The 24,410-nt window shown below is 71.7% G+C and carries 22 protein-coding genes; 7 read left to right on the top strand and 15 right to left on the bottom strand.

What is annotated here, in order from left to right; genetic code table 11:
• The first annotated feature begins 26 nt into the window (after window positions 1-26).
• From AB0F88_RS27565 to AB0F88_RS27545, 5 genes are all read left to right on the top strand, one after another.
• Window positions 27-692: an SDR family oxidoreductase gene (locus AB0F88_RS27565; RefSeq protein ID WP_362690009.1), complete on the top strand. Its 666-nt coding sequence runs from the start codon at window positions 27-29 to the stop codon at window positions 690-692.
• Window positions 689-1,822, top strand: coding sequence for an S-adenosylmethionine:tRNA ribosyltransferase-isomerase (locus AB0F88_RS27560; RefSeq protein WP_362690006.1), 1,134 nt, complete (start codon window positions 689-691; stop codon window positions 1,820-1,822). The genes AB0F88_RS27565 and AB0F88_RS27560 overlap by 4 nt, the downstream gene beginning before the upstream one ends.
• A 93-nt stretch (window positions 1,823-1,915) precedes the next feature.
• Complete coding sequence (locus tag AB0F88_RS27555) at window positions 1,916-2,455, top strand: hypothetical protein (protein WP_362690003.1); 540 nt, start codon at window positions 1,916-1,918, stop codon at window positions 2,453-2,455.
• Between the two features lie 273 nt (window positions 2,456-2,728).
• Window positions 2,729-3,280 (top strand): hypothetical protein, encoded by a 552-nt coding sequence (locus AB0F88_RS27550; RefSeq protein WP_362690000.1) that lies wholly within the window; start codon window positions 2,729-2,731, stop codon window positions 3,278-3,280.
• A gap of 160 nt (window positions 3,281-3,440) precedes the next feature.
• Complete coding sequence (locus AB0F88_RS27545) at window positions 3,441-4,121, top strand: response regulator transcription factor (RefSeq protein ID WP_362689997.1); 681 nt, start codon at window positions 3,441-3,443, stop codon at window positions 4,119-4,121.
• 36 nt (window positions 4,122-4,157) lie between these two features.
• Here AB0F88_RS27545 and AB0F88_RS27540 read toward each other — a convergent pair whose 3' ends face one another.
• The gene (locus AB0F88_RS27540; RefSeq protein WP_362689994.1) at window positions 4,158-5,027 is read right to left on the bottom strand and encodes a lysophospholipid acyltransferase family protein; all 870 of its coding nucleotides are present in this window, start codon (window positions 5,025-5,027) and stop codon (window positions 4,158-4,160) included.
• Window positions 5,024-5,812: a GNAT family N-acyltransferase gene (locus AB0F88_RS27535; RefSeq protein WP_362689991.1), complete on the bottom strand. Its 789-nt coding sequence runs from the start codon at window positions 5,810-5,812 to the stop codon at window positions 5,024-5,026. Before AB0F88_RS27535 ends, AB0F88_RS27540 begins: the two co-directional genes overlap by 4 nt.
• Before the next feature lie 115 nt (window positions 5,813-5,927).
• Here AB0F88_RS27535 and serB point away from each other — a divergent pair, with 115 nt between their 5' ends.
• The gene (gene serB / locus AB0F88_RS27530) at window positions 5,928-7,151 is read left to right on the top strand and encodes a phosphoserine phosphatase SerB (RefSeq protein WP_362689989.1); all 1,224 of its coding nucleotides are present in this window, start codon (window positions 5,928-5,930) and stop codon (window positions 7,149-7,151) included.
• A 204-nt stretch (window positions 7,152-7,355) separates the two neighbouring features.
• Here the strand turns inward: serB and AB0F88_RS27525 are convergent, their stop codons facing one another.
• The 5 genes from AB0F88_RS27525 to AB0F88_RS27505 all read right to left on the bottom strand — a co-directional run bounded on the left by AB0F88_RS27525 (window position 7,356) and on the right by AB0F88_RS27505 (window position 13,855).
• Window positions 7,356-9,473 (bottom strand): FUSC family protein, encoded by a 2,118-nt coding sequence (locus tag AB0F88_RS27525; RefSeq protein WP_362689987.1) that lies wholly within the window; start codon window positions 9,471-9,473, stop codon window positions 7,356-7,358.
• A 78-nt stretch (window positions 9,474-9,551) separates the two neighbouring features.
• Entirely contained in the window at window positions 9,552-10,022 is a 471-nt protein-coding gene (locus tag AB0F88_RS27520; protein WP_362689985.1) for a histidine phosphatase family protein, read from the bottom strand.
• A gap of 194 nt (window positions 10,023-10,216) precedes the next feature.
• The gene (locus tag AB0F88_RS27515; protein WP_362689983.1) at window positions 10,217-12,547 is read right to left on the bottom strand and encodes a sodium-translocating pyrophosphatase; all 2,331 of its coding nucleotides are present in this window, start codon (window positions 12,545-12,547) and stop codon (window positions 10,217-10,219) included.
• Window positions 12,548-13,049: 502 nt separating this feature from the next.
• Window positions 13,050-13,502 (bottom strand): ATP-binding protein, encoded by a 453-nt coding sequence (locus tag AB0F88_RS27510; RefSeq protein ID WP_329088933.1) that lies wholly within the window; start codon window positions 13,500-13,502, stop codon window positions 13,050-13,052.
• A 2-nt stretch (window positions 13,503-13,504) separates the two neighbouring features.
• Complete coding sequence (locus tag AB0F88_RS27505) at window positions 13,505-13,855, bottom strand: STAS domain-containing protein (RefSeq protein ID WP_030916965.1); 351 nt, start codon at window positions 13,853-13,855, stop codon at window positions 13,505-13,507.
• 263 nt (window positions 13,856-14,118) lie between these two features.
• On the opposite strand from AB0F88_RS27505, the gene AB0F88_RS27500 reads away from it, so the two are divergent.
• Window positions 14,119-16,362 (top strand): DEAD/DEAH box helicase, encoded by a 2,244-nt coding sequence (locus AB0F88_RS27500; RefSeq protein ID WP_362689980.1) that lies wholly within the window; start codon window positions 14,119-14,121, stop codon window positions 16,360-16,362.
• Window positions 16,363-16,386: 24 nt separating this feature from the next.
• Here the strand turns inward: AB0F88_RS27500 and AB0F88_RS27495 are convergent, their stop codons facing one another.
• The 8 genes from AB0F88_RS27495 to AB0F88_RS27460 all read right to left on the bottom strand — a co-directional run bounded on the left by AB0F88_RS27495 (window position 16,387) and on the right by AB0F88_RS27460 (window position 24,234).
• Window positions 16,387-16,794, bottom strand: a complete 408-nt coding sequence (locus AB0F88_RS27495; RefSeq protein WP_362689977.1) for an Rv3654c family TadE-like protein — start codon at window positions 16,792-16,794, stop codon at window positions 16,387-16,389.
• A gap of 425 nt (window positions 16,795-17,219) precedes the next feature.
• The gene (locus AB0F88_RS27490) at window positions 17,220-17,600 is read right to left on the bottom strand and encodes a TadE family type IV pilus minor pilin (protein WP_362689974.1); all 381 of its coding nucleotides are present in this window, start codon (window positions 17,598-17,600) and stop codon (window positions 17,220-17,222) included.
• Window positions 17,597-17,833, bottom strand: a complete 237-nt coding sequence (locus AB0F88_RS27485; RefSeq protein ID WP_329088924.1) for a DUF4244 domain-containing protein — start codon at window positions 17,831-17,833, stop codon at window positions 17,597-17,599. Before AB0F88_RS27485 ends, AB0F88_RS27490 begins: the two co-directional genes overlap by 4 nt.
• A gap of 304 nt (window positions 17,834-18,137) precedes the next feature.
• Complete coding sequence (locus AB0F88_RS27480; RefSeq protein ID WP_362689970.1) at window positions 18,138-18,719, bottom strand: type II secretion system F family protein; 582 nt, start codon at window positions 18,717-18,719, stop codon at window positions 18,138-18,140.
• A 403-nt stretch (window positions 18,720-19,122) separates the two neighbouring features.
• Window positions 19,123-19,836 carry a type II secretion system F family protein gene (locus tag AB0F88_RS27475; RefSeq protein WP_362689967.1) on the bottom strand — a complete coding sequence of 238 codons (714 nt, stop codon included), beginning with the start codon at window positions 19,834-19,836 and terminating at the stop codon, window positions 19,123-19,125.
• Window positions 19,833-21,230, bottom strand: coding sequence for a TadA family conjugal transfer-associated ATPase (locus AB0F88_RS27470; protein WP_362689964.1), 1,398 nt, complete (start codon window positions 21,228-21,230; stop codon window positions 19,833-19,835). Before AB0F88_RS27470 ends, AB0F88_RS27475 begins: the two co-directional genes overlap by 4 nt.
• Window positions 21,227-22,273: a septum site-determining protein Ssd gene (gene ssd, locus AB0F88_RS27465; RefSeq protein ID WP_362689961.1), complete on the bottom strand. Its 1,047-nt coding sequence runs from the start codon at window positions 22,271-22,273 to the stop codon at window positions 21,227-21,229. Before ssd ends, AB0F88_RS27470 begins: the two co-directional genes overlap by 4 nt.
• 1,172 nt (window positions 22,274-23,445) lie before the next feature.
• The gene (locus AB0F88_RS27460; protein ID WP_362689958.1) at window positions 23,446-24,234 is read right to left on the bottom strand and encodes an oxidoreductase; all 789 of its coding nucleotides are present in this window, start codon (window positions 24,232-24,234) and stop codon (window positions 23,446-23,448) included.
• Window positions 24,235-24,410: the final 176 nt, after the last annotated feature.

Genomic DNA, 24,410 nt, shown 5'->3' with positions numbered 1-24,410 from the left:
GGGCGGGCGGCTCCTAGCGTCGAGGCATGACGAAGACCGCACTGATCACCGGCGCCTCCCGCGGCCTCGGCCTGGAACTGGCCCGCTCCCTCGCCGCCGACGGCTGGCGGCTCATCCTCACCGCGCGGGGCGAGGACGCGCTGCGCGCCGCCGCGGCCGAGCTCGGCGCCCTCGCCCTGGCCGGGGACGTCGCCGACCCCGCTCATCGGGACCGGCTGGCGCTCGCCGTACGGGAACACGGCGGGCTGGACCTGCTGGTCAACAACGCGTCGGGACTGGGCGCGGTCCCGCTGCCGCCGCTGGCCGGATACCCGGCCGGCACGCTCGAGGAGCTGTTCCGGGTCAACGTGCTGGCCCCGCTGGCGCTGATCCAGGCGAACCTGCGCGGGCTGAGGGAACGGCGCGGCGCGATCGTGAACATCTCCTCCGACGCGGCGGTGGAGGCGTACGAGGGCTGGGGCGGGTACGGCGCGACCAAGGCGGCCCTGGAGCAGCTCTCCCACGTGCTGGCCGTCGAGGAGCCGGACGTCGCGGTCTGGTGGGTCGATCCGGGCGAGATGTCCACCGCCATGCTCGCCGACGCCGTCGGTGCCGGGGAGGCGGCGCAGGCCCCGGGCCCGGAGACCGTCGTCCCCACCCTGCGACGGCTGATCGCCGACCGCCCGGACAGCGGCCGGGTGAGGCACGGATGAGCGGGCAGGAGGCCCGTACGAGGGGCTGGGGCACCGAGGGGCGGGGCGGGATGGTGAGCGCGCCCGCGGCGGACGCCATGGCCGCGGACTTCGTGCTCCCCCGCGAGCTGGAGGCGCACGAGCCGCCGGAGGCCCGGGGACTGGCCCGTGACGGGGTGCGCCTGCTGGTCTCCGACCGGGGCACCGGAGAGGTCGGCCACCACGCGTTCGCCGAGCTCCCCGGCCTGCTCGGTCCCGGCGACCTGCTGGTGGTCAACAACTCCGGCACGCTCCCCGCCGCCGTCCGGCTGGACCGGCTCGCGGTGCACTTCTCCACCGAACGCGAGGACGGGACCTGGCTGGTCGAGCTCCGCCGTCTCCGGGAGCGTGGCCTTTCCGAGCGCGCGGCCGCCGCGGGTCCCGGGGGCTCGGAGACGGCCGGTGAGCCCTACCACGGCGGCGCGGACGGGGAGTGGCTGCCGCTGCCCGGCGGGGCGACGCTGCGGCTGCTGGGGCGCGAGACACCGCGCCTGTGGCGGGCGAGCCTGGACCGCGAGGTCACGGGCTACCTCCGCCGGTACGGCGTGCCGATCCGCTACTCCTACGTGGACAGGGACTGGCCGCTGGCCGACTACCAGACCGTGTTCGGGGTCCGGCCCGGCAGCGCGGAGATGCCCAGCGCGGGGCGGCCGTTCACCACCGGGCTGGTGACCTCCCTGGTGTCGCGCGGGGTCGGGATCGCACCGATCACCCTGCACACCGGGGTGGCGTCCCCGGAGAAGGACGAGCCGCCCTATCCGGAGCGGTTCGAGGTGCCCGAGGCCACCGCGCGGCAGGTGGAGCTCGCGCGCGAGTCCGGCGGCCGGGTGATCGCGGTCGGCACGACCGTGGTCCGGGCGCTGGAGACGGCCGCGCTGGCCACCGGCCGGGTCCGGGCCGCGGACGGCTGGACCTCGCACATCGTGACCCCCGAGGTCGGGGTGAGGGCGGTGAGCGGCCTGCTCACCGGGCTGCACGAGCCGCGCTCCAGCCACCTGCTGATGCTGTCGGCGATCGCCGGCCGCGAGCTGCTTTCCCGGTCGTACGCGGAGGCGCTCGAAGAGGGTTATCTCTGGCACGAATTCGGCGACGTCCACCTGATCACCGGGTAGCCGGCCAGTCAGCCACAAGGGTTTTCCAAGTCGGGCCCCGCATGCTGGGCCGGTAATCGACGGGGATCACCGAATTCCGACTGGAGTAGAGAAATGCGCCGGCACCTGACCGCCTTCGCCGCCATCGCCCTGGCGGGAGGCATGCTGCTCACCCCCGGCACCGCGAACGCCGCGGATTTCCCGGCCACCGCGCCGCAGGGGGTCGTGGACCAGCCGCTCGCGCCGCTGAAGACGACCGTCTCCTACCCGCGCAGGGCGTGGGCGGGCGACTCGTACGTCTACACGCTCAGGATCAAGAACATCGGCGAGTGGTACACCGACATCGCCTACGTCGGCGGCTACCTTCCCTCGCAGGTGTCCAAGGTCCGCATCGTCGGCAAGCCCTCCGGCTCGTACTGCGAGGTCTCGGGGCGCGAGGTGGGCTGCCTGCTCGACACCCTGAACCCCGGCAGGACGGCCACCCTCAAGGTCAGGGTCTGGCTGAGGAGCGGCGCCCGGGGCACCGCGACCGCCGATTTCGGTTCGGCCTCGATCGACGTTCCCGCGGGCGGGCCGGGCACCCTCGACATTCACGGCATCGACGTCGGCACCGACGTCAAGTACGTGCGGGTGAAGACCCGGGTTCTCCGCTAGCCGCGCTTTTCATCCGGCACCTTTGACCAGGGGCGATCACCGAAAGCAATGGATATCACAACGCCGGGAAACACCCTGGTGAGCGGCGACGTGGCACGCGCCGGACGGGCGAGCGGGGGCCCGTGTCGTCCGGTACGGTGCCGCACCCAACCGTTCCGTTCAAATCTCATAACGGAATATAGTTTCTCTTTACCTCTTCATATGTGATAAAACGCTGCGGACTTTATGGGACGTTCCAGACGTCCCCTTGACTCTTCAGCTGGGAGACGTTTGATGCGCCACCCGATCTCCAAGATCGTTGCTATTGCTCTGGTCACCCCGCTGGCCGGCGGCATGCTCCTCGCCGCCCCCTCCTCGGCCGCTTCGGCGCAGGCGCCGGCGGCGGCCGTCAAGGCGGAGCCGTACTCCACCTTCGCGGTCACCGTCTCCGCGCCGAAGAAGGTCAAGGCGGGCGGGAAGATCACCTACAAGATCAAGGCCGTCAACAAGGGCCCTTACCAGGCCGACTACTTCTTCACGGGCGGCCTACTGCCCAAGGGCTCGAAGGTCGTCTCGATCTCCGCTCCCAAGGGCACCTCCTGTGACCACTACGAGGACGGGCTCTGGTGCTGGAGCCCCGACATCATCAAGGTCGACGACTACGAGGCCATCGCGATCACCGTGAAGCTCGGCAAGAAGTCGGGACGGACCGCGCAGGCCATCCTCGGCGTCGACAGCTACGACGTCCCGACCGGGGCCGAGAACCTCTCCAGGGACGAGCTGGAGCGCATGGGCATCAAGAACTGGTTCTTCGTGAAGAAGGTCAAGACCAGCATCGTGCGCTGATCCCATCTTTCGAGGGGCCCCGTCCTGCCACAGGCCGGGGCCCGCTCTTTTCCCGCTCCGGAGACCGCAGGGTGCGGGCAACCTCATATGCACGGCACCCGCGTACCGGGCAGGATCTCCCCCATGGTCCCCATGGCGAGTTCCGGGCGGTGCGCGATTCATGGCTGAACTGAGAGTCGTCCTGGCCGAGGACCACTACCTGGTACGCGAGGGCACCCGCAGGCTCCTGGAGACCTCCGGCGAGATCGAGGTGGTGGCCGCCGTGGGCACCGCGGACGAGCTGCTCGACGCCGCCGGGCGCCTGCGCCCCGACGTGGTGGTCACCGACATCCGGATGCCGGGCTCGGCCGATCTCGTCCGCCCGGGGATGGAGGGCATCGACGCGGCGCACCGCATCCGCGCCACCTCACGGGACATCGGGGTCGTGGTGCTCTCCCAGTTCTCCGACGCGATGTTCGCCCTGGACCTGTTCAGGGACGGCACCGAGGGCCGGGCGTACCTGCTCAAGGACCGGGTCGGTGACATCGACGAGCTGCTTGGCGCGATCAGGTCGGTGGCCGGGGGCGGCTCGGTGATCGACCCCAAGGTGGTGGAGGGCCTGCTGGCCAAGCGCGGGGTGCGCGGCGGTCCCCCGCCCGCGGAGCTGACGCCCAGGGAGCTGGACGTGCTGAGGGAGATGGCGCACGGCCTGTCCAACGGGGGCATCGCCCGCGCCCTGCACCTGTCGGTCTCGGCCATCGAGAAGCACGTCAACTCGATCTTCATGAAGCTGGCCCTGGAGAACAGCCCCGACACCCACCGCCGGGTGGCGGCCGTCATCACCTACCTGGGCTCGGCCTGAGCCCCGCTCCTCCTGGGTTCCGGGCCCGGCTTCCTGTCAGACGGCGACGGGGAGACCGTGCGCGGCCCCGGCGACCAGCACCGAGGCGACGGACGACTCGGCCGCCCAGGCCAGCTCCCTGCGGTCACGTCCCCACACCGCGGGCAGCATCGTCACCTCCACCGTCAGCCTCCGGACGGCCACGACGCGGCGGACCGAGGCCCAGAGGGGGTCGTCGCCGACATAGGCGGGCCCGGTGGCCAGGGTGTCCTCCCCCTCCAGGTACCTGATCGCCACCGGCCTGACCGGGGCCCCTGCGTCCAGGGCCGCCTGGAACACGGCGGGCCTGAAGGAGCCCATCCCACGTCCGCACCAGGTCGTCCCCTCGGGGAAGGCCGCCACCGGGTGACCGCCGGAGAGCGCGGCGGCCACCCCGTCGACGGCCTCGGGCAGCGCGGAGAGCCGGTCCCTGTCGATGAACAGCGCGCCCGCCCCGGCCGCCAGCAGACCGATCACCGGCCACACCCGTACCTCGTGCTTGGCGAGCAGGCGGCACGGCAGGACCGCCGCCATGACGAGCGGGTCCAGCCACGACACGTGGTTGGCCACGATCAGCGGAGCGGCCCCGGACGGCCCGCCGGTGACCGGACGGGGCCTGGAGACGGAGCCGGCCATGAACGTGAAACCCCTGCGCACCTCGACCCGTACGCCGACGGCCCGCAACACCAGCCGGGACCAGGCGCTCGTCAGCCGCACCCTGCCCGTCGTGCCGAGCCCGCGGGCCGCCAGGGCCAGCACCGCCCCCGCCAGGACGACCAGTGCGATCGCCGCCAGCCGCAGCGCCCTGCGCGGCCCGGCGGCCCTCGATCCCGGCGGGAAGAGGCAGCCGGCGGGCTCGCACGGCGCCGTCGGCGTCCACGGGTTCACGAGGTGGCTCCCAGGAAGTGGCGCAGGTAGCGGGGGTCCGCCTCGGCCATCGAGAGCAGGACGAAGAAGTCGGCCGTACCGAAGTCGAGGTCGTGGGCGGGCGGGCCGCAGACCCAGGCGCCCAGCCGCATGTACCCGCGCAGCAGGGGCGGCAGCGCCCGCCCCGGCCTCGTGGCGGCCGCGGCGGCCCCCTCGCGCCGCGAGGGGGCGGAGAGCGGGTCCTCCCGCTGCGACGGCACGACGGAGGCCGGGTCCGCCCGCCAGGGGCGGTGCGGCGTGACGCGGTAGCCCGGCGGGGAGAGCGGCACCCGCTCCATGATCCCGGCGGCGTCGGCCACCGGCACCGAGCAGCACCCGGCCAGCCAGCCGTACCCCCCGGCCACCATGTAGCGGGCGATTCCCGCCCACATCAGCCCGAGCACCGCGCCACCCCGGTGGCCCGGGTGCACGCAGGCCCGGCCGGCCTCCACCATGTTCCCCCGGATGCCCGCCAGCGCGCCGAGGTCGAACTCGGAGTCGGAGTAGAGGCGGTCGGCCCGGCGGGGGCCGAGCAGCCGGTAGGTGCCGACGACCTCACCCGTGTCGTCACACCTCACCAGGAGGTGGTCGCAGTAGGCGTCGAGCGGATCGACGTCCAGGCCGGTGATGGGGCTGTCCAGCCTGGCGCCCATCTCCTCGGCGAAGACCCGGTGGCGCAGGCGCTGGGCCTCGCGCATCTCGGCGGCGGTGGCGGCCAGCCCGACGCTGTAGCGGGCGAGGCGCGGCTCCGTGGGAAGGGTCGTCATGGGTTCATGAAGACAGTCGCAGGTGACACGGGACCGGAGTGCCCCGCGAACTCCAGGCGTCCGGATGATGAACCACATTCACGGCCCAATCCGGAGCCAAGTACCGTAGGAACCGATGAACCAGCGCACGCTCCTGATCACGTTGAACGGCCCCGACCGACCGGGCGTGACCTCACGCCTCTTCTCGGTCCTGGCCGGCTTCCCCGTCATCGTCGCCGACGTGGAGCAGGTCGTCATCCGCGGCCGGCTCACCCTCGGCGTCCTCGTCTCCTACGCGGGCGACACGCCGACCGGCACCGGCGGCACCCTCGGTGCCCTCTGGACCGCCGTCGAGCGGACCGCGGAGGATCTCGGGCTGCAGGTGGAGCTGTCCACCGGCTCCGACCCGAAGGAGAAGCGGCGCAGGGGGCGGCTCAACGTCACCGTGCTCGGCGCGCCGCTGCAGCCCGCCGCCATGGCGGGCATCGCGGGGCGGATCGCCGCGGCCGGCGCCAACATCGACCGGATCGAGCGCCTGTCCAGTTACCCGGTGACCTGCATCGAGCTGTCCCTCTCCGGCGCCGACCCCGACACCCTCAGGGCGGAGCTGGCCATCGAGGCGCACACCCAGCAGGTCGACGTGGCCGTGCAGCGGACCGGCCTGCACCGCAGGGCCAAGCGGCTGATCGTGATGGACGTCGACTCGACGCTCATCCAGGCCGAGGTGATCGAGCTGCTGGCGGCGCACGCCGGCTGCCTGGAGGAGGTCGCCAGGGTCACCGAGGAGGCGATGCGCGGCGAACTCGACTTCGCCGAGTCGCTGCGCCGCCGGGTCGCGCTGCTCGAGGGCCTTTCGGAGGAGGTCTTCGAGAAGGTACGCAGGGAGCTCGTGCTGACTCCCGGCGCCCGGACGCTGGTACGGACGCTCAAACGGCTCGACTACCGGTTCGCGATCGTCAGCGGCGGGTTCACGCAGCTCACCGACGCCCTCGTGGAGGACCTCGGGATCGACTACTCCGCGGCCAACACCCTGGAGGTCGTCGACGGCGTGCTGACCGGGCGGGTGGTCGGCGAGATCGTCGACCGGCCGGGCAAGGCGCGAGCGCTGGAGCGCTTCGCCCGCGAGGCGGGGATCCCGATCAGCCAGACGGTGGCCATCGGCGACGGTGCCAACGACCTGGACATGATCGCGGCGGCCGGCCTGGGCATCGCGTTCAACGCCAAGCCGGTGGTCCGCCGCGCCGCCGACACCGCGGTCAACGTGCCCTACCTCGACTCGATCCTCTACCTGCTCGGCATTCCCCGCGCCGAGGTGGAGGACGCCGACGCCGAGGACGGTGTCACCAGCGCCGAACGCTGACCGTACCGGCCTCGCGGGCGGTCACGGTCACCCGCGCCCCGTCCGGCCCGGCCGGCGGACCACCGGTTTCTCGGGGCGGTGAACCACCGGCTTATCGGGGCGGTGAACCACCGGCTTCTCGGGAGCGGCGGGCCACCTACGCCTCGGGGCGGTGAACCACCGATTTCTCGAAGCGATGGGCCACCCGCGCCTCGGAACGGCGGGCTACCGGCTCCTCGGGGTGGTGAGAGCGGCCAGTCGCACGGCTTCGGCGCCGAGACCGCGCAGGGCGGGCTGCGCGGCGGCGGCGTGCCTGACGCGCCGGCGCAGGCCGGTCATCCTGTCGGCCGCGTCCCCGTGCGGATCGGCATCGGCCAGCTCGGCGAGCTCGTCCAGGCGGCGGGCGGCCAGCGCGTCCACGTGCGCGCCGAACTCGTCGAGCACGGCGTCGAGGTCGTCGGGCGGCACCCCGGCCTCCTCCGTCCTGACCGCCTCGGCGACCTTCTCCAGCCGGTCGGCGACGAGGTCGAGGACCGTCACCGTGGGTCCCGCCCCCTCCTCGGGCGGCGGCACCGCGAGCAGCGCGAGCGCGTTGTCCCGCAGCCGCCCGGCCGCCGTCAGCGACTCCCTGAGCCGCCGGGGCGCGCTGCCGCCCGGTTCCTTGTCCAGCAGATCCAGGGAGTCGGTGAGCCGCCCTGCGGCGTCGGCCGCGGCGAAGCCCCGGATGTCCACCTGGGCGGGGTCCCGGTCGATCAGTGACCGCACCAGGACGGCGTGGCTGTCGAGCATCTCCGCGATCCCGGCGGTCAGCCGGGCCCGGTGTCCCCTGGGCCACAGCAGCCGGGCGAAGAGCAGCGCCAGCGCGCCACCCGCGACCGTGAGTCCCACCCTGGCCGCCGCCGCGCCCCAGTCGAGCGGCAGGGAGAAGTCGGACAGCATCAGCGAGAGCGGCGTGGAGAAGATCGCCCAGTATCCGTAGCCGGACCCGCGCAGCGCGAAGCCCAGCGCCGCGCAGACGCAGATGAAAAGCGTCAGGTGCAGGTGCCCCGGCGCGACCGCCAGCACCACCGCGCCGGCCACCGCGCCCACGCCCGTGCCCAGCACCCTCAGCAGCACCCGCTCCACCGTGTCGCGGTAGGCGGGGCGGAGGCTGACCGCCACGGTCACCACGAACCACTTCGCGTAGTGCTCGTGGATCAACGCCATCAGCGTCATGGCCGTGATCACCGCCAGCCCGACCCGGACCGGGTGGTGGCCGGCCGACACCGCCGGCCTGCGGGGCCGTACGAACCTCGGCAGGCGGGGGCCCGTCTCGACGCTCTCGGCGGCCTGCCGCGCCACCGAGCGCACCGCCATCGCGATCCGGTCCACACCCTGGCGGATCTGCCCCAGCACCACGGCCGCGGGCAGTGGGGAACCGCCCGCGCGGGCGGTTCCCCGGATCTCGTCCACCCGGTCGGCGAACCGCCCGATGGCGGCCGGCACCTGCGGGATCTCCGACGAACCGCCGAGCAGCGCCGCCTCCCGCAGCGCGCGGGCCAGTGCCTCGACCGCCTCGTCCAGCTCCCGGATCCACTCCGTCCCGATGCCCGCCTCCTCGGCCGCCGCGCGCAGTACGCGCAGCGCGATCGTCTGCTGGAAGACGCGGGTCAGCGTGGCCGGTAGCCGCTCCGGCGACCGGTCGTCCTCCATGGAGATCCGGTAGAGGGAGAGTGCCCTGTCCAGGTCCTTCAGCGCGGTGACGGCCCGGTGGCGCAGCGGCTCCCAGCTCTCGTCCGCGAGCGGCGCCCTGCCCCCGGCCGCCAGAAGGTCGGCCAGCGCCGTACCGGCCTCCTCCACGGCCCTGCGGAGCGGCCGGAGACGCCGTACCGGCCAGACCGCCACGACCAGCAGCACCGCCAGCAGGCCGCCGGCGGCCGTGGTCCCCATGTGGAGCGGCACGCTCGCGCCGGGGAGCGCGAAGTACGCCAGGGTCACGGAGAGCACCGCGGGGATGCCCAGCGCCGGCCAGTAGACGCCCGCCGCCGCGACCAGACCGACCGCCACGACGGCGACCGGCCAGGGACCGGGCTGGATGAGCGCTCCGAGACCTCCACCGAGCGTGACCGCGGTCGTGCTGACCAGCAACCTGCGGACACGATCACCGTACGGCTGTCCCGGGGCGTCGCCGAAGAGCGTGAGATAGCCGCCCAGGGCCACCGAGGCGCCCTCCCGGAGGTGACCGAGGAGGACACCTGACATCAGGGGCAGGCAGATGACCAGCGCGCACAGCAGGCCGTAGCCCCAGGCCGGACGGCCGGAGAGCCGGAAGTCGGCGCGCAGCGCGCCGGTGAGCCCTCGCATGCCACCCCCGATCGCGCCGCCCCTCCCGGAGCCGCGCCGGATCCCGGTACCTCCGGAGATCTCGCCGGGGGGCTCGTCTCAGTGCTTCCTGGGGTTCCAGCGGGCGATCCCGCGGCCGGTGTCGAGCCCGGCCCACTCGCCGTCGACCTCGATGACGGCGAACGCGCCGGGCGGGAACCCGTCGCCGTCGACGGCGGTGAGCTGCGTGACCAGCTCCTGGACCCCGGGGTTGTGACCGACCAGGACCAGCGTGCCGACCTCCGGGTCGCTCCGCCGGATCAGCGTGAGCAGCTCGTCGGGGTAGGCCTCGTATATGGCCGGTTCGATCAGGATGTCCGCGCCGGGGAGCGCCAGGCCGGCGGTCTGCCGGGTCCGTACCGACGGCGAGCAGAGCACCAGGTCGGGGGTGAGGTCCATGCCGGCGAGGGCGGCGCCGACCTTGAGGGCGTCGCGCTCGCCGACCTCGGTGAGGGGCCGCTCGTGGTCGGCGAGGCCGGAGGTGTGAACCGCCTTGGCGTGGCGCAGGACGACGAGCGTGCGCGCCGTCACCGCGACGCCCACATGGCCAGGCCCACGATCACCGCGAACACCGCGGCCATCGCCAGCAGGATGAGGACGAGTGTCTTGCCTCCGGAGGGCTGCTGTTCCATACCGGCCAGTTTCCCACTGGGGTGGCCCGCACACGCCGAAGGGGTGCACGCGGCCCGTGCACCCCTCCGTCAAACCTTGTCGTCGAACATTGATCAGCTGGAGACCGGCGCCGCCTCGCGGTCGGAGTTGCTCTCCTCCGTCGGGGCGATGCTCGCCGAACGACGCTTGGAGATGACGACCGCGGCGACGACGATGCCCACCGCCAGCACCGTGATGCCGATGCGCAGCGCGGGGTTGTCGGCGTAGGTCACCACGGCCGGGGCGATCAGCAGCGCCACGAGGTTCATCACCTTGAGGAGCGGGTTGATCGCCGGTCCGGCGGTGTCCTTGAACGGGTCGCCGACGGTGTCACCGATGATGGTGGCCTCGTGGGCCGGCGAGCCCTTGCCGCCGTGGTGACCGTCCTCGACCAGCTTCTTGGCGTTGTCCCAGGCACCACCGGAGTTGGCCAGGAAGACCGCCATGAGCGTGCCGCACGCGATGGCGCCGGCCAGGAACGCGCCGAGCGGGGCGTACCCGAGGGCGAAACCGACGGCGATCGGGGTCAGCACGGCCAGCAGGCCGGGCGTGGCCAGCTCCCGCAGCGAGTCGCGGGTGCAGATGTCGACGACCCTGCCGTAGTCGGGCAGCTCCGTCCCCGCCATGATCCCCGGCTTGGTGCGGAACTGCTCGCGCACCTCGAAGACCACCCGCCCGGCCGCGCGGCCGACCGCCATGATCGCCAGGCCGGAGAACATGAACACCACCGCGGCGCCGATGATCAGACCGACCAGCACGTTCGGGGAGTCGACGCTCAAGCTGAACGAGCTGAACGAGCCCAGCGCCTGTTTCACCTCCGCCGTCGCGCTCGCCAGCTGGGTCTCGACCGCCGTACGGAACGCGCCGAACAGCGCGGTGGCGGCGAGCACGGCCGTGGCGATCGCGATGCCCTTGGTGATGGCCTTGGTGGTGTTGCCGACGGCGTCCAGCGAGGTGAGCACCTGGGCGCCCTCGCCCTCGACGTCACCGGACATCTCGGCGATGCCCTGGGCGTTGTCGGAGACCGGGCCGAAGGTGTCCATCGACACGATCACACCGACCGTGGTCAGCAGGCCGGTGCCGGCCAGCGCCACGGCGAACAGGGCGATGGTGACGTTGCCGAAGCCCAGCAGGAAGGCCCCGTAGACGGCGGCTCCGATGATCAGCGCGGAGTAGACCGCCGACTCCAGTCCGACGCTGATGCCGGACAGGATGACCGTGGCGGGACCCGTACGGGAGCTCTCGCCGATGTCCCGCACCGGACGGCGGTTCGTCTCGGTGAAGTAGCCGGTGAGGATCTGGATGGCGCTCGCCAGCACCAGGCCGATGAGCACCGCCCCGATCGCGATCAGGCGCGGGTCCGAGGTGACCGCGGCGATCTCCGGGCTCACGTTGGTCAGCCCCGAGAAGCTGGCCGGCAGGTAGAGGTAGGCCGCGACGGCGACGAGGATCGCCGAGATGGCCGCCGAGATGAAGAAACCCCGGTTGATCGCGGCCATCGCGTTGCGGTCGCCGGCGCGCGGGGCGGTGACGAAGATGCCGATGATCGCCGTGATCACACCGATCATGGGCACGATCAGCGGGAACACCAGCCCCTCGACGCCGAAGGCCACCCGGCCCAGGATCAGGCTGGCGACCAGCATGACCGCGTAGGACTCGAACAGGTCGGCGGCCATGCCCGCGCAGTCGCCCACGTTGTCACCGACGTTGTCGGCGATGGTGGCGGCGTTGCGCGGATCGTCCTCGGGAATGCCCTGCTCGACCTTGCCGACCAGGTCGGCGCCGACGTCGGCGGCCTTGGTGAAGATGCCGCCGCCGACTCGCATGAACATGGCGAGCAGCGCGGCGCCGAAGCCGAAGCCCTCCAGCACGGCCGGGGCGTCGCCCTGATAGATGATCACCACCACGGCCGCGCCGAGGAGGCCGAGGCCAACGGTGATCATTCCGGCCACGCCGCCGGTGCGGAAGGCGATCCGCATGGCGATCTTCTCACCGGACGCGCGGGCCGCGGCGGCGACGCGGACGTTGCCGCGGACCGCCAGCCACATGCCGATGAATCCGGTCAGCGAGGAGAACAGCGCGCCGACGACGAAGAAAGCCGATCTGCCGATCCTCACGCTGGTCGTCTCGGCCGGGAGAAGATACAGCAGGAACGGGATCAGAATGACGAACAACGCGAGCGTCCGGAACTGCCGCGTAAGGTACGCGGAAGCTCCTTCCTGGACGGCTCGCGCGATGTTCTGCATACGTTCGGTGCCTTGGTCGGCGGCCAGCACCTCCCGCACCAACGTGCCGGCGACGGCGAGTGCGAGCAGGGCGACGGCGGCGACCACGATCACGATGGTGAAGTGATGACCACTCAGGGATACCGCTGGCTCTGCAGCGGCGAGATGGAGCACAGACATCCGAGTCTCCTTGGCAAGACGGGAACACGTCCTGCCCGGAGTGCGCTGCGGTGAGATTAGGCGGCTGAAGCGGCGCACATCCGGGATGGTTGGCAGTGCCGCTTCCAGTTGCAGACCCCCACGGAGGGCGGCTCGCGTGCGGGCCGCTCCGAAGGATAAACCTTGGCCGGTTCCGGGAGTCTACGCAGCGACGACGCGGATATGAAGCCTCCGCCCACGCCCATTTGGCGACACGACCAGCGCCTCTTGGCGACCGACCTGCTTATGAGGTCATTTCACCCGTCACACCTGTCACGCCCACCCCTGTTTCTCCCCAGTTTCAGACAAGAAACATCTAAATTAAGTTTAGGCCGAAATTGAGATCCCCGTCCTGAACCGCCAGGCGCGTTCACGGGACGTCACCGGCGGATCCGCTACCCGGACCACGCCCTCCGAGCCACCCACCCCAACGAACAACCGGGCGTGTCCGTGTGGACACGCCCGGTCGCCGAAGTCTTCTCTGTCAGACCGGAGACATCCCGTTCGTCGCCGCCGGCCAGCTCATGCGAATGCACATGCCCTTCTGGCTCGGGTAGACCTGAACGTCGTCGGCCAGCCCCGCGATGACCGCGATGCCGAAACCGGCCATCAGGTCATCGGGAAGCTGCCCGAACGGATCGTCGAACCCCAGAAGGGCGCGATCATGCTCCAGCTCGTCACTGTCACTGGGGGCGGAGTCGGTGACCGTCACCTCGAAACGCCCCAAGTCATCACGTAGCTCGATCCGGATCGGCTCTCCCGGACAGTGGAGGCGATGTGCCTCCACGGCCCGCGAGCACGCCTCACCGACAGCAAGCCTTACCTCGTCCAGCAGCGACTCCTGCACGCCGGTGCGCCTGGCGATAGCCGTGGCGACCAGACGTGCCGTCCGCACATGCGCGGGGAGAGCGCTGAACGTCAGCTCGACGGTAGCCACGACTACTTGTCTCGACCGTGAGCTTCCTTGGCCTCGTCGACCGAGGCGTAGATCCCGAAGACCTTTGTCAGTCCGGTGATCCGGAAAATCTTCAGGATGCGCTCCTGGGTGCAGACAAGCTCCAGTGAGCCATCGTGCGCCCTAACTCGCTTGAGCCCGCCGACCAGGACACCAAGGCCCGTGGAGTCAAGGAAGTCGACCTTCTCCATGTTGACGAGCAGGTGGAAATTCCCCTTGTTGACCAGGTCGATCAGGAGCTCACGCAATCTGGGCGCGGTGTAGACATCGATCTCACCCTCGACCTCAACGATGGTGAGACGGTCCTCGGAATGGTGGTCCAACTTCAGATCCACAGATCCTCCAGCGCCTTGCCTGCGAAAGTACCGATTCGGGCGTGCCCTCCTGGGACCGGGTGGCCCCCGGACGACAAGCCCCGACGCGCGGCATTCAACCATGCGTACGCTCAGTGTCTATACGAAATCACGATTCCCGGCGACTCTGCCCACAGATGTGAGACTGGAAACCAGTGACCCCGCCCTCATCCTCGCCCCTCGGCGCAGGCAACGCCCTCAGCCGTCTTCTCGACGTTCCCGCACGTCATGGGCGTGTCACCCATGTGGAGCGCGTTCCCGCACGTCAGGCCGGTGATACCCGCTGGCCGGACTGGGTCGACCAGCGGCTGGTTACGCGCTGGGCGAACCACGGTATTTCCGGCCTGTGGCCGCATCAGGCCGAGGCCGCGGACCTGGTCCACCGTGGCCAAAACGTGATCATTTCCACAGGTACCGCGTCGGGCAAATCCCTTTCTTACCTGGTCCCGGCACTCTCCTCGACGCTCGACGGCGGCACGGTCCTCTACCTGTCGCCCAGCAAGGCGCTGGCCGCCGACCAGCTCCGCGCGCTGCGCGAGCTCGATCCTCCCGGCCTCCGAGCCGCCACCTACGACGGCGACACCTCCTTCGAGGAGAGGACCTGGGTGCGCAAGCACGCCAACTACGTCCTCACCAACCCGGACATGCTCCATCGCGGCCTGCTGCCCCGTCACGCTCAGTGGTCGCTCTTCTGGCGACGGCTGCGGATGGTCGTCGTGGACGAATGCCACGGCTATCGGGGCGTGTTCGGCTCCCATGTCGCGCAGATCCTGCGCCGCCTGCGCCGGATCTGCGCCCGCTACGGCTCCAGCCCGACCTTCCTGCTCTCCTCGGCGACGGCCAGCGAGCCCGGAATCTTCGCGAGGCGCCTGACAGGCCTCCAGATGGCCGAGGTGACCGCGGACGCCTCCCCCCGGGGCGCGACCACCTTCGCGCTGTGGGAACCACCCCTGACCGACCTGCGCGGCGAGGGCGGGGCCCCGGTCCGCCGCCCGGCGACCGCCGAGAGCGCGGACATCCTGGCCGACCTCGTCGCCTCCGACGTGCGGACCCTGGCCTTCGTCCGCTCCCGCCGGGCCGCCGAGACCGTGGCCCTCACCACGCGGGCCAGACTCCAGGACCTCATCGCCGAGGGGGAGGCGCCCGCGGACCTGCCCGGCAAGGTGGCGGCCTACCGGGCGGGATACCTGGCCGAGGATCGCAGGGGCTTGGAAAGGGCACTGCGCTCCGGCGAACTGCTCGGCCTGGCGACGACCAACGCGCTGGAACTCGGCGTCGACATCTCCGGGCTGGACGCCGTGCTCATCGCGGGATGGCCGGGAACCCGCGCCTCCCTCTGGCAGCAGGCCGGGCGGGCCGGGCGGGACGGGCAGGACGCGCTGGCGGTGCTGATCGCCAGGGACGACCCCCTGGACACCTATCTCGTTCACCATCCGGAGGCCCTGTTCGGCCGTCCCGTGGAGTCGATCGTGCTCGACCCCGGCAACCCGTACGTGCTGGGACCCCATCTGTGCGCGGCGGCGGCCGAGATCCCGCTGACCCACGACGAGCTGGACATCTTCGGCCCGGCCACCAAGGAGGTCCTCGCGGACCTGGTCGGGGACGGCCTGCTCAGGGAACGTTCTGCGGGCTGGTTCTGGACCAGCCGGAGGCGCGCCACCGACCTCGCCGACATCCGGGGAGCGGGCGCCGCGCCCGTTCACGTCGTCGAGATGTCCACCGGGCGACTGCTCGGCACCGTGGACGAGCCCTCGGCCCACTCCACCGTGCACACCGGCGCCGTCTACGTGCACCAGGGAGAGACGTTCCTGGTGGCCGAACTCGATCTGGAGGCGGGGGTCGCGCTGGTCGAGGCCGGAACTCCCGACTACACGACCTTCGCCAGGGACGTCACCGACATCTCGGTCATCGAGTCCCTTCGCTCGCACCCCCTCGGGCAGGGAGAGCTCCATTTCGGCGCGGTCGAGGTGACGAGCCAGGTGGTGGCCTATCTCAAGCGCCGAGCCCAGAGCGGCGAGCTCATGGGGGACGAACCCCTCGATCTGCCCCCGCGCACGCTGCGGACCCGTGCCGTCTGGTGGACGCTGCCCATCTCGGCGATCATCCCCCTCGCCGAGGAGGGCGTGGACCTCGGCGGTGCCGCGCACGCGGCCGAACACGCCTCCATCGGCCTGCTGCCGCTCTTCGCGACCTGCGACCGCTGGGACATCGGGGGTGTCTCCACAGAGCTCCATCCCGACACCGGGCTGCTGACCGTCTTCGTCTACGACGGACACGAGGGCGGCGCCGGTTTCGCCGAACGTGGTTACGCCCGCGCGCACGACTGGCTCACGGCCACCCGCGAGGCCATCGCCTCCTGCGAGTGCGACCGTGGCTGCCCGTCGTGCATCCAGTCCCCCAAGTGCGGCAACGGCAACGAACCCCTCGACAAGGCCGGAGCCCTCCGGCTTCTCGCCGTCCTGCTCTCCCAGGACGAGCCGCGAACGTGACGGCCGGGTCTCATCAGACGGCCGTCAAGGGCCGGGATCGGCGATGTGCACGGGGCCCGCACGCGCCCTGGCGGTGATCGCCACCGGTCCCTTCAGGGGCAGGGACACCTCCATGGTCACCTCGATGTCCGCGATGCCGCCGTCACTGAGAGAACAGCGAGTGACCCTGGCCCCGTTGTCCGCGGCCAGCGAGGAGGCCCTCCCGCAGCTTCGGCCGGGATCCGCGAAGGCCAGCCGGGCGGCGGCGAGCGCGCTCAGGTCGGCGGCGCTCTGCGCCCGGTGGCGCGCGACCCTGGCCACACCCGCGAACACGACCGCCGCCGCGACCGCGAAGACCAGCGCCATGAGCCCGACCGTCCAGATCGTCGCCGACCCTCGTTGCGCGTTCTCTCCGCTCATCCTCGTGCCGGTTTCTCGCCTTGCCGCGGACACGTCCCCTCTCCTTTCCCTTTCGGCCCTTTCGGCCCGGTTTCCCGGCCTCCTGATTGGCACACGGTTTCCCGGCCTCCTGATTGGCACACGGTTCTGGCCGACGCATGACGCGCGCCGCCGCCACGGGCGCGGCCGGCCGGGGGTGGCCGGCCGGGGATGGCCGGCCGGGGATGGCCGGCCGGGGATGGCCGGCCGGGGATGGCCGGCCGGGGATGGCCGGCCGGGGATGGCCGGCCGGGGATGGCCGGCTGGGGATGGCCGGCTGGGGATGGCTGTGGTGTGCCCTCTGTGAATCCGCCCACGAGCCCCGGCCTACCGCCCCCAGCTCCGGTCCCGGCCACGAGCCACGCCCTACCGTCCCGATCCCAGCCGACCGCTCCAGCCCCGGTCACAAGCCCCGGCCTACCGCTCCGGTCCCGGCGCACCTACCGCTCCAGCCCCGGCTCGGTGACGGATACGGCGGTCGCGTGAACGGTCACGCTCGGGAGCGAGGCGCCCCAGCGAGGCCTGACGCCCACGGACACCTCCACCCGCACCGTCTCCGCGCTCCGGGTCACCGTGACCACGGCGCCCGCCGGAACCATCGACAGGACGCCGCCTCGGACCCGCTCGAGCGTTTCGCCGCGCGAGGCGGCCCGAGCCCCGGCCCGCGCGGCATCCACGCACTCCAGTCGCGCCTCGACCGCCGCCACGGCCCACAGCCCTGCTCCCAGCACGACCATGAGGGCAGGTAGCGCGGCAGCCGTCTCCGCGGTCACCGAACCCCTCGACCGGCGAGAGGAGGCCACCGACGCCGGGAGGATCATCCGGCCACGGTGAGTGCTCGGTTGATCAATGCCGTGATCATCTGCTGGACGTCGGAACTCGTCACCACCTTGAAGAGGAGGGCGGCGAAAGCGCAGGCGGCGATCGTTCCGACCGCGTACTCGGCCGTGGACATGCCTCGGTCACGGTGCGCGCCGGTGGTCAGCAGTGCCCACCGGGCACGCGGCCAGCGCGACCAGTCGCGCCGCGCGTGAACGGCACTGGTTCGAGCCATCTCTCCTCCTGGAGATCTCCACCGGACCCACCGTCCGGCATCGGTGACGCCAGGGTTCTCCATACGCCCGCGGCCCCGTTGACTCGAACTGCATTCTGTGGAAGAACCTCGGGTTGTCCACAGCCCGGTAGCAGAGAATGTCGATGCAAAGCATGAAACGGCCCTCTTCAAACGAAGAGAGCCGCTTCAGGGGCCAGATGGGGAAATTTCCAGAGCTCTATCCACAGGAATCGTCGTTTCCCTGTGGATAACCCTGCCCTGTCGGGGAAAACCCTGTGGATAACTTAGGGAAGCGGCACCTCACTTAGGGAAGCAGCACCTCACCGGCGAGACCCGCTACGACGGGGATGATTCCCAAAAAGACGAAGGCGGGGAGAAAGCACAATCCCAGGGGGGCGACGACCTGGATTCCCACCCGCTGGGCGGCTGCCGACGACGCGGCGCGAGCGACGCGGCGGGAGTCGTCGGACAGCCTGATGAGGACATCGGCCACCGGTGCGCCGCTCAGCGCGGCCCGGCTCATGGCCCGTGCCAGAGGGGCGAGCGAGCGCTCGGAGTCCAGGGCCTGCCAGGCGCTCTCCGGCGCCGCTCCCAGTCTCAGCCGGCCACTCACCCAGGCCAGCCTCTCGCCCAGCGGCCCGCCGATCGCCTCCACCGTAACGTCGATGGCCCCGGTGATCGGCTGGCCGGCGCGCAGGCAGGCGACCATGAGATCGGCCGCCAGCGGCAGATCCGCCGTCACCCTCCGGCGTTCCTCGCGCAGTTCGGGGGGCTCCCGCCTTCGCAGGACCACCAGCGCGATCCCGAAACCGGCGATGCCCGCGACCGCCCCTGCCAGGCCCCCCACGGCCAGGAACGCCGCCAGCCCGGGAGCGGCGGCGACCACGATCTCACCCCGCCCCGGCAGCCGCCTCCCCTCCGGCTCGCAAGCCGTCCCCGCGAACGCGTCGCGGCCGCTCCTCCCGGCTGTGCCGCTCCTCCCGGCTGTGCCGCGAGCCGTGCTCGCGGAGGTATCGCGAAACGTGCGCGCCTGCGCGTCATGGATCACGCGCGCAGAGAGGTCACGGGTCACCCCCGCGGGCAGGGAGAACGCGGACGCTTCGACCTCCTGCGACCTCTCCGGGAACCTGACCGGATGGGGTGAGCGCCGCACACGGCGGAGCCGGTCGGCGGGCTCTCTCCGGCTGCTCCACAGCCGAGCGGCGATTCCGGCGCACACCACGGCGAGCAAAATGATCACTGTCTCTCATCCCCTCTGATCTGGCCGCCTCTCCGACCTGGCCGCGCTGTCATCGGCCCTGCCGGGCACGAGTGACCAGACGATGGGTCCACCACAGCCCGCAGGCGTCGAGCGCGAGGCCGACGACCAGGCAACCGGCACCCGCCGGGCTGCCGAAAAGGAAGTGCAGCGGGCGCATACCGAGACCGGCCGCCATCAGCAGACCGAGCACGGGGAGGCCCGCGAGCAGCCGGGCCGTGGCCCGGGGCCCGGCGAGCTGGGCGGCGACGTCGTGACGATGAGCCTGGGCCTCTCGCAGGGAATCGGCGACACGGTCGACGAGAACGGACAGACCCGCCCCGGCGGTCATGCTCACCTTCCAGCAGGCGGCCAGCCCTCGGAACGCCTCACCTCCGTGTTCGGGCGCCACCGCCAGCAGAGCGGCGGGGACGTCGCCTCCGTCTCTCGCGGCCGCGACCAGCGGGCGCAGGGCGGCGGGATCGGGAAATCCCGCCGCCCCAACGGCCCGCGCCAGCGCCTCACCCGCCGTCCGCCCCGCCGCGAGCTCCGCGGCGAGGCCCTGGCACAGCTCGATCGACGCGGTTCGCCAGGCATCCACGCGCTTGGAAGGCCGCGACCGGGCGGCGAATCTCTCGCGGAGAGAACCCGGGGCGACGGCGACCATGCTTCGACGCCTCATCCGGCGCAGGCGGGCGGTGCCGGGATCCGCTCCCGCCCACAACCACGCCGCCAGGGCGGTGAGGACCAGTGCGGTCGCCGTCATGACGCCGACCGTGGCACCGGCCACGACACCGGCTGTGGTGCCGACCGTGACACCGGCTGTGACACAGGCCACGACACCGGCGGTGACACCGACCGTGACACAGGCCACGACACCGGCTCGCCGGAGCTCGGCCGGCCGGGGACATCCGGTCGGGACTCCCGATGGCGATCGGGCGCGGACATCGCCGGCCCCGGATCCGCGATGCCGGGTGCTCGGGCCGCGAGGGCGGGCAGGCCGGGACCGGGGATCACCTGGCCGTCCGGGGTGAAGGTGAGGGCCGATTCGGCCTCGACCAGCCCCGAGGGGCGGCGAACCATCATGCAGATCTCGGCGACCCGGCGACGGCCGTTGGCATGGTCGCGGACCAGGTGGACGACGACGTCCAGGGCGGCGGCGATCTGGCTGTGGACCGCCTCCCGGCTGAGACCCGCCGCGCATCCCAGCGCTTCCAGGCGGGGTGGCACATCGGTCGCGGTGTTGGCGTGCAGGGTGCCGCAACCTCCTTCGTGCCCGGTGTTCAAAGCGCTGAGGAGGTCGACGACTTCGGCCCCCCGGACCTCTCCGACGACAAGCCGGTCGGGGCGCATCCGCAAGGCCTGGCGGACAAGGTCGCGCAGGCAGACACCACCGGCGCCCTCAAGGTTGGCCGGACGCGACTCCAGGCGGACGACGTGGGGATGAAGCGGTCTCAGCTCCGCGGAGTCCTCGACCAGCAGCAGCCTCTCCCCGGGGTGGGCAAGGGAGAGCAGGGCGGAGAGCAGGGTCGTCTTGCCCGTACCCGTGCCGCCCGTGACCAGGAAGGCGAGCCTCGACTCGATCACCGCGGTCAGAACGGCGACGCTGTCGGCTCTGATCGCGCCCGCTTCGACCAGGTCAGGAAGGGTGAAGGTGCGTCTGGGCGGTAGCCGCAGGGAAAGGCAGGTGCCGTTGGGTGCCACGGGCGGAAGGACGGCATGGAGCCGGACGCCCCCGGCGAGGCGGGCGTCGACGTACGGGCACGCGTCGTCGAGGCGCCGGCCCGCCGCGGAGGCGAGACGCTGCGCGAGCCGCCGGAGAGCGTCTTCGCCCGGGAAGACGATCGAGGTCAGGCGCAGCCCGCTGCCGTCGTCGACCCACACCTCACGCGGGCCGTTCACCAGCACGTCGGTGACCTCGGCCTCGGCCAGCAACGGCTCCAGTGGACCCGCCCCGATGAGATCGGCGCACAGGACCCGGGCCACCGCCAGGATCTCCGCGTCGCCGAGCATCGCCCGCTCGGCCCGCAGGGCGACCGTGACGTGCGCGGCGCTGGGCTCGACGCCTGTCCTGGCCAGCCGTACGCGGACCGCCTCCACCAATTCCGGCGAGACCGTCACGGCGCTCTCGGCCCGGACGGCGCTCTCGGCCCTCTTCACGCGTCCGGTCCGAACAGCTCGTGCAGGAACTCGGCGCAGAACCGGCCGAGAGAGGTGCGGCGGCCGAGTGGGGGAACGTCGCCCCGATCGAGCGCGGCGGCGAGACGTGGCTGGTCGGGGAGGCCGCCGCCGTACGGGATGCCGAGCGAGGTCGCCACCACGTCACCGTTCAGGACCCCGCTGCGCACGACGGCCCGCACCTCGCCCGTGTGCCCGCACAGCCCGGCGAGCACCTGGGCCGCGGCGAGCACGCCGCGCACATCGGCGGTGACGACCAGGAGGGTCGTGGCGGCTCGCCCGAGCGCCTCCACCGCGGCCTGGTCGAGGTGGCGCGGCAGATCGACGACCACCAGGTCGAAGCCCCTGCGGCCCGCCTCGAGGACCGAGCGCATCGCCTCGGCCGGGATCGGGTCGACCTTGCCCCGGTCGAAGGAGAGCAACGTCAGCCCGCCGTAGGTCGGCAGGGCCGCCTGGAGCGCGGTGTAGCTGACCCTGCCCTCACGGGCGACCAGGTCGGACCAGCGCGCTCCGTCGGACTCCTCCTGCCCGAGCAGGAGGTCAAGACCTCCGCCGAGCGGGTCGGCGTCGACGAGGAGAGTGCGGACGCGCTGCCGGGACGCGGCCAGTGCCAGCGAACCCGCCAGGACACTGGCTCCCGCTCCTCCCCGCCCGCCCGCGACACATACCACGGATCCGGGTCTCGCGGGCGGCTCGACGGCGTCGGCGAACTCGTCGGCCAGCCGCCGCTCCGCGGCGGGCAACTCCAGCACGCCCTGGGCTCCGACCGCGACGCACCTGCGCCATGTGTCAGGATCCTCGGAGGTATGGGTGGCCAGGAAGACGCGGGGGCGAGGTGGCGGGCCGGTCGCGGCCAGGGCGTCGGCCACGTCGCCACCGACGACGACCAGCGGGGCGCGGTTCCAGTAGGGCCGGGCGTGCGCGGGCACGTGGGCGACATCGAGCTCGGCTCCGGCCGCGGCGGCGACACGGAGCAGGTCGTCGAGCAGATCGTGGTCTTCGGTGATGACCAGCGGGCGGTCCACGGATGCCTCCCTGAGGTGCGGGAGCCCCACCCTCCGTGACGATCGCCCCTCCTCGGGATACCGAACGCCGCACTGTGGACAACCGGCCGCCAACGATGCGTCCTGTGGAAAACCCGCGACCGGTACGTTCACACGCGAGCCTGTACGCACCGGAGCGCCTGCGCGTGAGTCTGTACGGGCAGGAACATCCATAGATGGGCCCGTACATGGAGATCCGCCGGCGGGAGGGGAGAGGCCGTACCCGGAAGGCGAAGAGGCGTACCGAGAAGGCCGCCGTGCCGGGAACGAGCCAGGGCGTGCCGGGAACGAGACAGGAAACCCGGGTGCCGGGAACGAGACAGGAAAGGCGTGCCGACCGGACAGAGGACGGCCGGAAAAAGGGGCGACCCCCGCCGGGGGGGAGAGCGGGGGTCGCCAACCGGTCCGGCTCTGGGGGGGTAGAGCCGGTCCCGTTTCAGAAGAAAGCTTTCAACAGCTGCCAGAGCCTGGCGAGGGGAGTGCGATGCAACCCATGCGCAGTTACTCCGGTTTGGGGAGATACCACCTCATGCTGCCCGATCAACTCAAGTTTCGTCGAGGAGTAATCCTCGATTTCCACTACTTTTTTTAATGTAACGGTCCAGTCTCCGGATACGGCCCTGCCAAGATGCGCTCTGCGCGCGGGCGGGCGGCGGTAACACTCAGTGATCATCGTCAGGGCGTCCGGCCACCCTCCGGGCGCCACACCGGCCAGGCCTCCCGGAGGATAAACGGCATAACAGATGGTTCGTCCATTAATGTCCCCCGATCCGTAAAGGTCTTGCTCCTAGGGGTTCCCATCAGCGCGGATCGGACGTACAAAGGTTTCACGGACCACTTGTCCGGGCACGGCCGCCGAGTACCCACGCGCCGCCAGCCGCGGGAGGCGCGCTGGCGCGGGCTTGTCCCGCTCCAGCGATTATCAGGTGCACGCTTGGTAACCCGGTAGGAACGTGTCGGCGACGGCGCCCCCACCGGGGGCGCCGTCGGTTTGTGAGGACGGCCGCTCGGGATGTCCGTAATCAGTGACGTTCGGTGATCGAATCCGCCGTCGGTCGTCGCTCAGAGGCACGAGCGACGGCGGCCACGCCCCAGGGACACGAGCAGAATCGGCCGTCGCTCGGGGAGACGGGCAGGCGGTGACCCGCCCGAGGTCAGCCCCGCTGCATGGCCTCGCAGATCGCCGTGGCCTCGCGCACGCCCAGCACGACCGCCGACGCGCAGTGCCGCACCCACGCGGCGACGCCCTCGGGGGTACCGCTCAGATACGACCGCAATCCCTCCCCGTAGGCCGGACCGAGTTCTAGGTGGCCCACCTCGACGGCCACCAGTGACTTCGGGTCCAGGCCGAACTCCACCAGCGTCAGCCGCTCCGCCGCGCGCGCGACCACCCCGTCCGCCGTCCCGAACGGGCGCAGCACGGCCAGTTCCGCGTGTACGACGGCGGCGAGCACCAGCGCTGGAGCCTTCGAGGAGGCCGTCACCAACTGGACCAGACCGTCCACCCGTGCCACCGCCTCCTGTGGCCCGGGGGCCGCGCCCAGGCCGAGCGGGTCGGGGGCCGCGGCGGTGGCCCTGGGGCGGCCGAGGTCTCCCGCGCCGCCTTCTCCGGTGAGCCCCGAGGCGGCGAGCGTGTGCAGCCTGGCCAGCACCTGGCGGGGCGCCGTACGCCAGGTGGCGCCGAGACGCCCCAGTTCGGCCGAGACGCGCAGCGTGCCCTGCACCACGGGATCGGTGACCTCGGGGATGACGTCGAGGGGCACGTCCACGCCCTCCAGGGCGGCTGACGCGCGGGCGCCGCGCAGCGCGGATCTGGCCGACACCTCCGGGCTCTTGCGCCGCAGCACGCGATGCCCGTAGAGCCGGTCGACGGCCTTGCGCGCGTCGGTGACCGCCTCGGACACTCCGGGCATTCCCGCGATGACAGCCAATGGGTCGTTCACGCTGCCTGACCCTATCGGGACCGCTCAGCGAAGCCCCGACCAGACCGGAGGCACCCGATCGGGACCGCTCAGCGAGACCCCGACCGGACCGGAGGTGCCCGGCGAAGCCCTCCTTCGGGAAGCCGGGAACCGGGAAGCGGGCCGAAGGACCGGCCTCGGGAATCCGGCCTTCGGGA

It is taken from the genome of Streptosporangium sp. NPDC023963 (assembly GCF_040639135.1).
GTDB lineage: Bacteria > Actinomycetota > Actinomycetes > Streptosporangiales > Streptosporangiaceae > Streptosporangium.
Note: the sequence above shows the minus strand (reverse complement) of the source record. Positions and strands in the feature narration are given on the sequence as shown.

Excerpts from the sequence above, each read along its gene's own strand:
- AB0F88_RS27545 (WP_362689997.1), top strand. The coding sequence starts at position 3,441 with ATGGCTGAACTGAGAGTCGTCCTGGCCGAGGACCACTACCTGGTACGC.
- AB0F88_RS27550 (WP_362690000.1), top strand. The coding sequence starts at position 2,729 with ATGCGCCACCCGATCTCCAAGATCGTTGCTATTGCTCTGGTCACCCCG.
- AB0F88_RS27490 (WP_362689974.1), bottom strand. The coding sequence starts at position 17,600 with ATGATCCTCCCGGCGTCGGTGGCCTCCTCTCGCCGGTCGAGGGGTTCG.
- AB0F88_RS27535 (WP_362689991.1), bottom strand. The coding sequence starts at position 5,812 with ATGACGACCCTTCCCACGGAGCCGCGCCTCGCCCGCTACAGCGTCGGG.
- AB0F88_RS27555 (WP_362690003.1), top strand. The coding sequence starts at position 1,916 with ATGCGCCGGCACCTGACCGCCTTCGCCGCCATCGCCCTGGCGGGAGGC.
- AB0F88_RS27475 (WP_362689967.1), bottom strand. The coding sequence starts at position 19,836 with ATGACGGCGACCGCACTGGTCCTCACCGCCCTGGCGGCGTGGTTGTGG.
- AB0F88_RS27560 (WP_362690006.1), top strand. The coding sequence starts at position 689 with ATGAGCGGGCAGGAGGCCCGTACGAGGGGCTGGGGCACCGAGGGGCGG.
- serB (WP_362689989.1), top strand. The coding sequence starts at position 5,928 with ATGAACCAGCGCACGCTCCTGATCACGTTGAACGGCCCCGACCGACCG.
- AB0F88_RS27565 (WP_362690009.1), top strand. The coding sequence starts at position 27 with ATGACGAAGACCGCACTGATCACCGGCGCCTCCCGCGGCCTCGGCCTG.
- AB0F88_RS27485 (WP_329088924.1), bottom strand. The coding sequence starts at position 17,833 with ATGGCTCGAACCAGTGCCGTTCACGCGCGGCGCGACTGGTCGCGCTGG.
- AB0F88_RS27515 (WP_362689983.1), bottom strand. The coding sequence starts at position 12,547 with ATGTCTGTGCTCCATCTCGCCGCTGCAGAGCCAGCGGTATCCCTGAGT.
- AB0F88_RS27525 (WP_362689987.1), bottom strand. The coding sequence starts at position 9,473 with ATGCGAGGGCTCACCGGCGCGCTGCGCGCCGACTTCCGGCTCTCCGGC.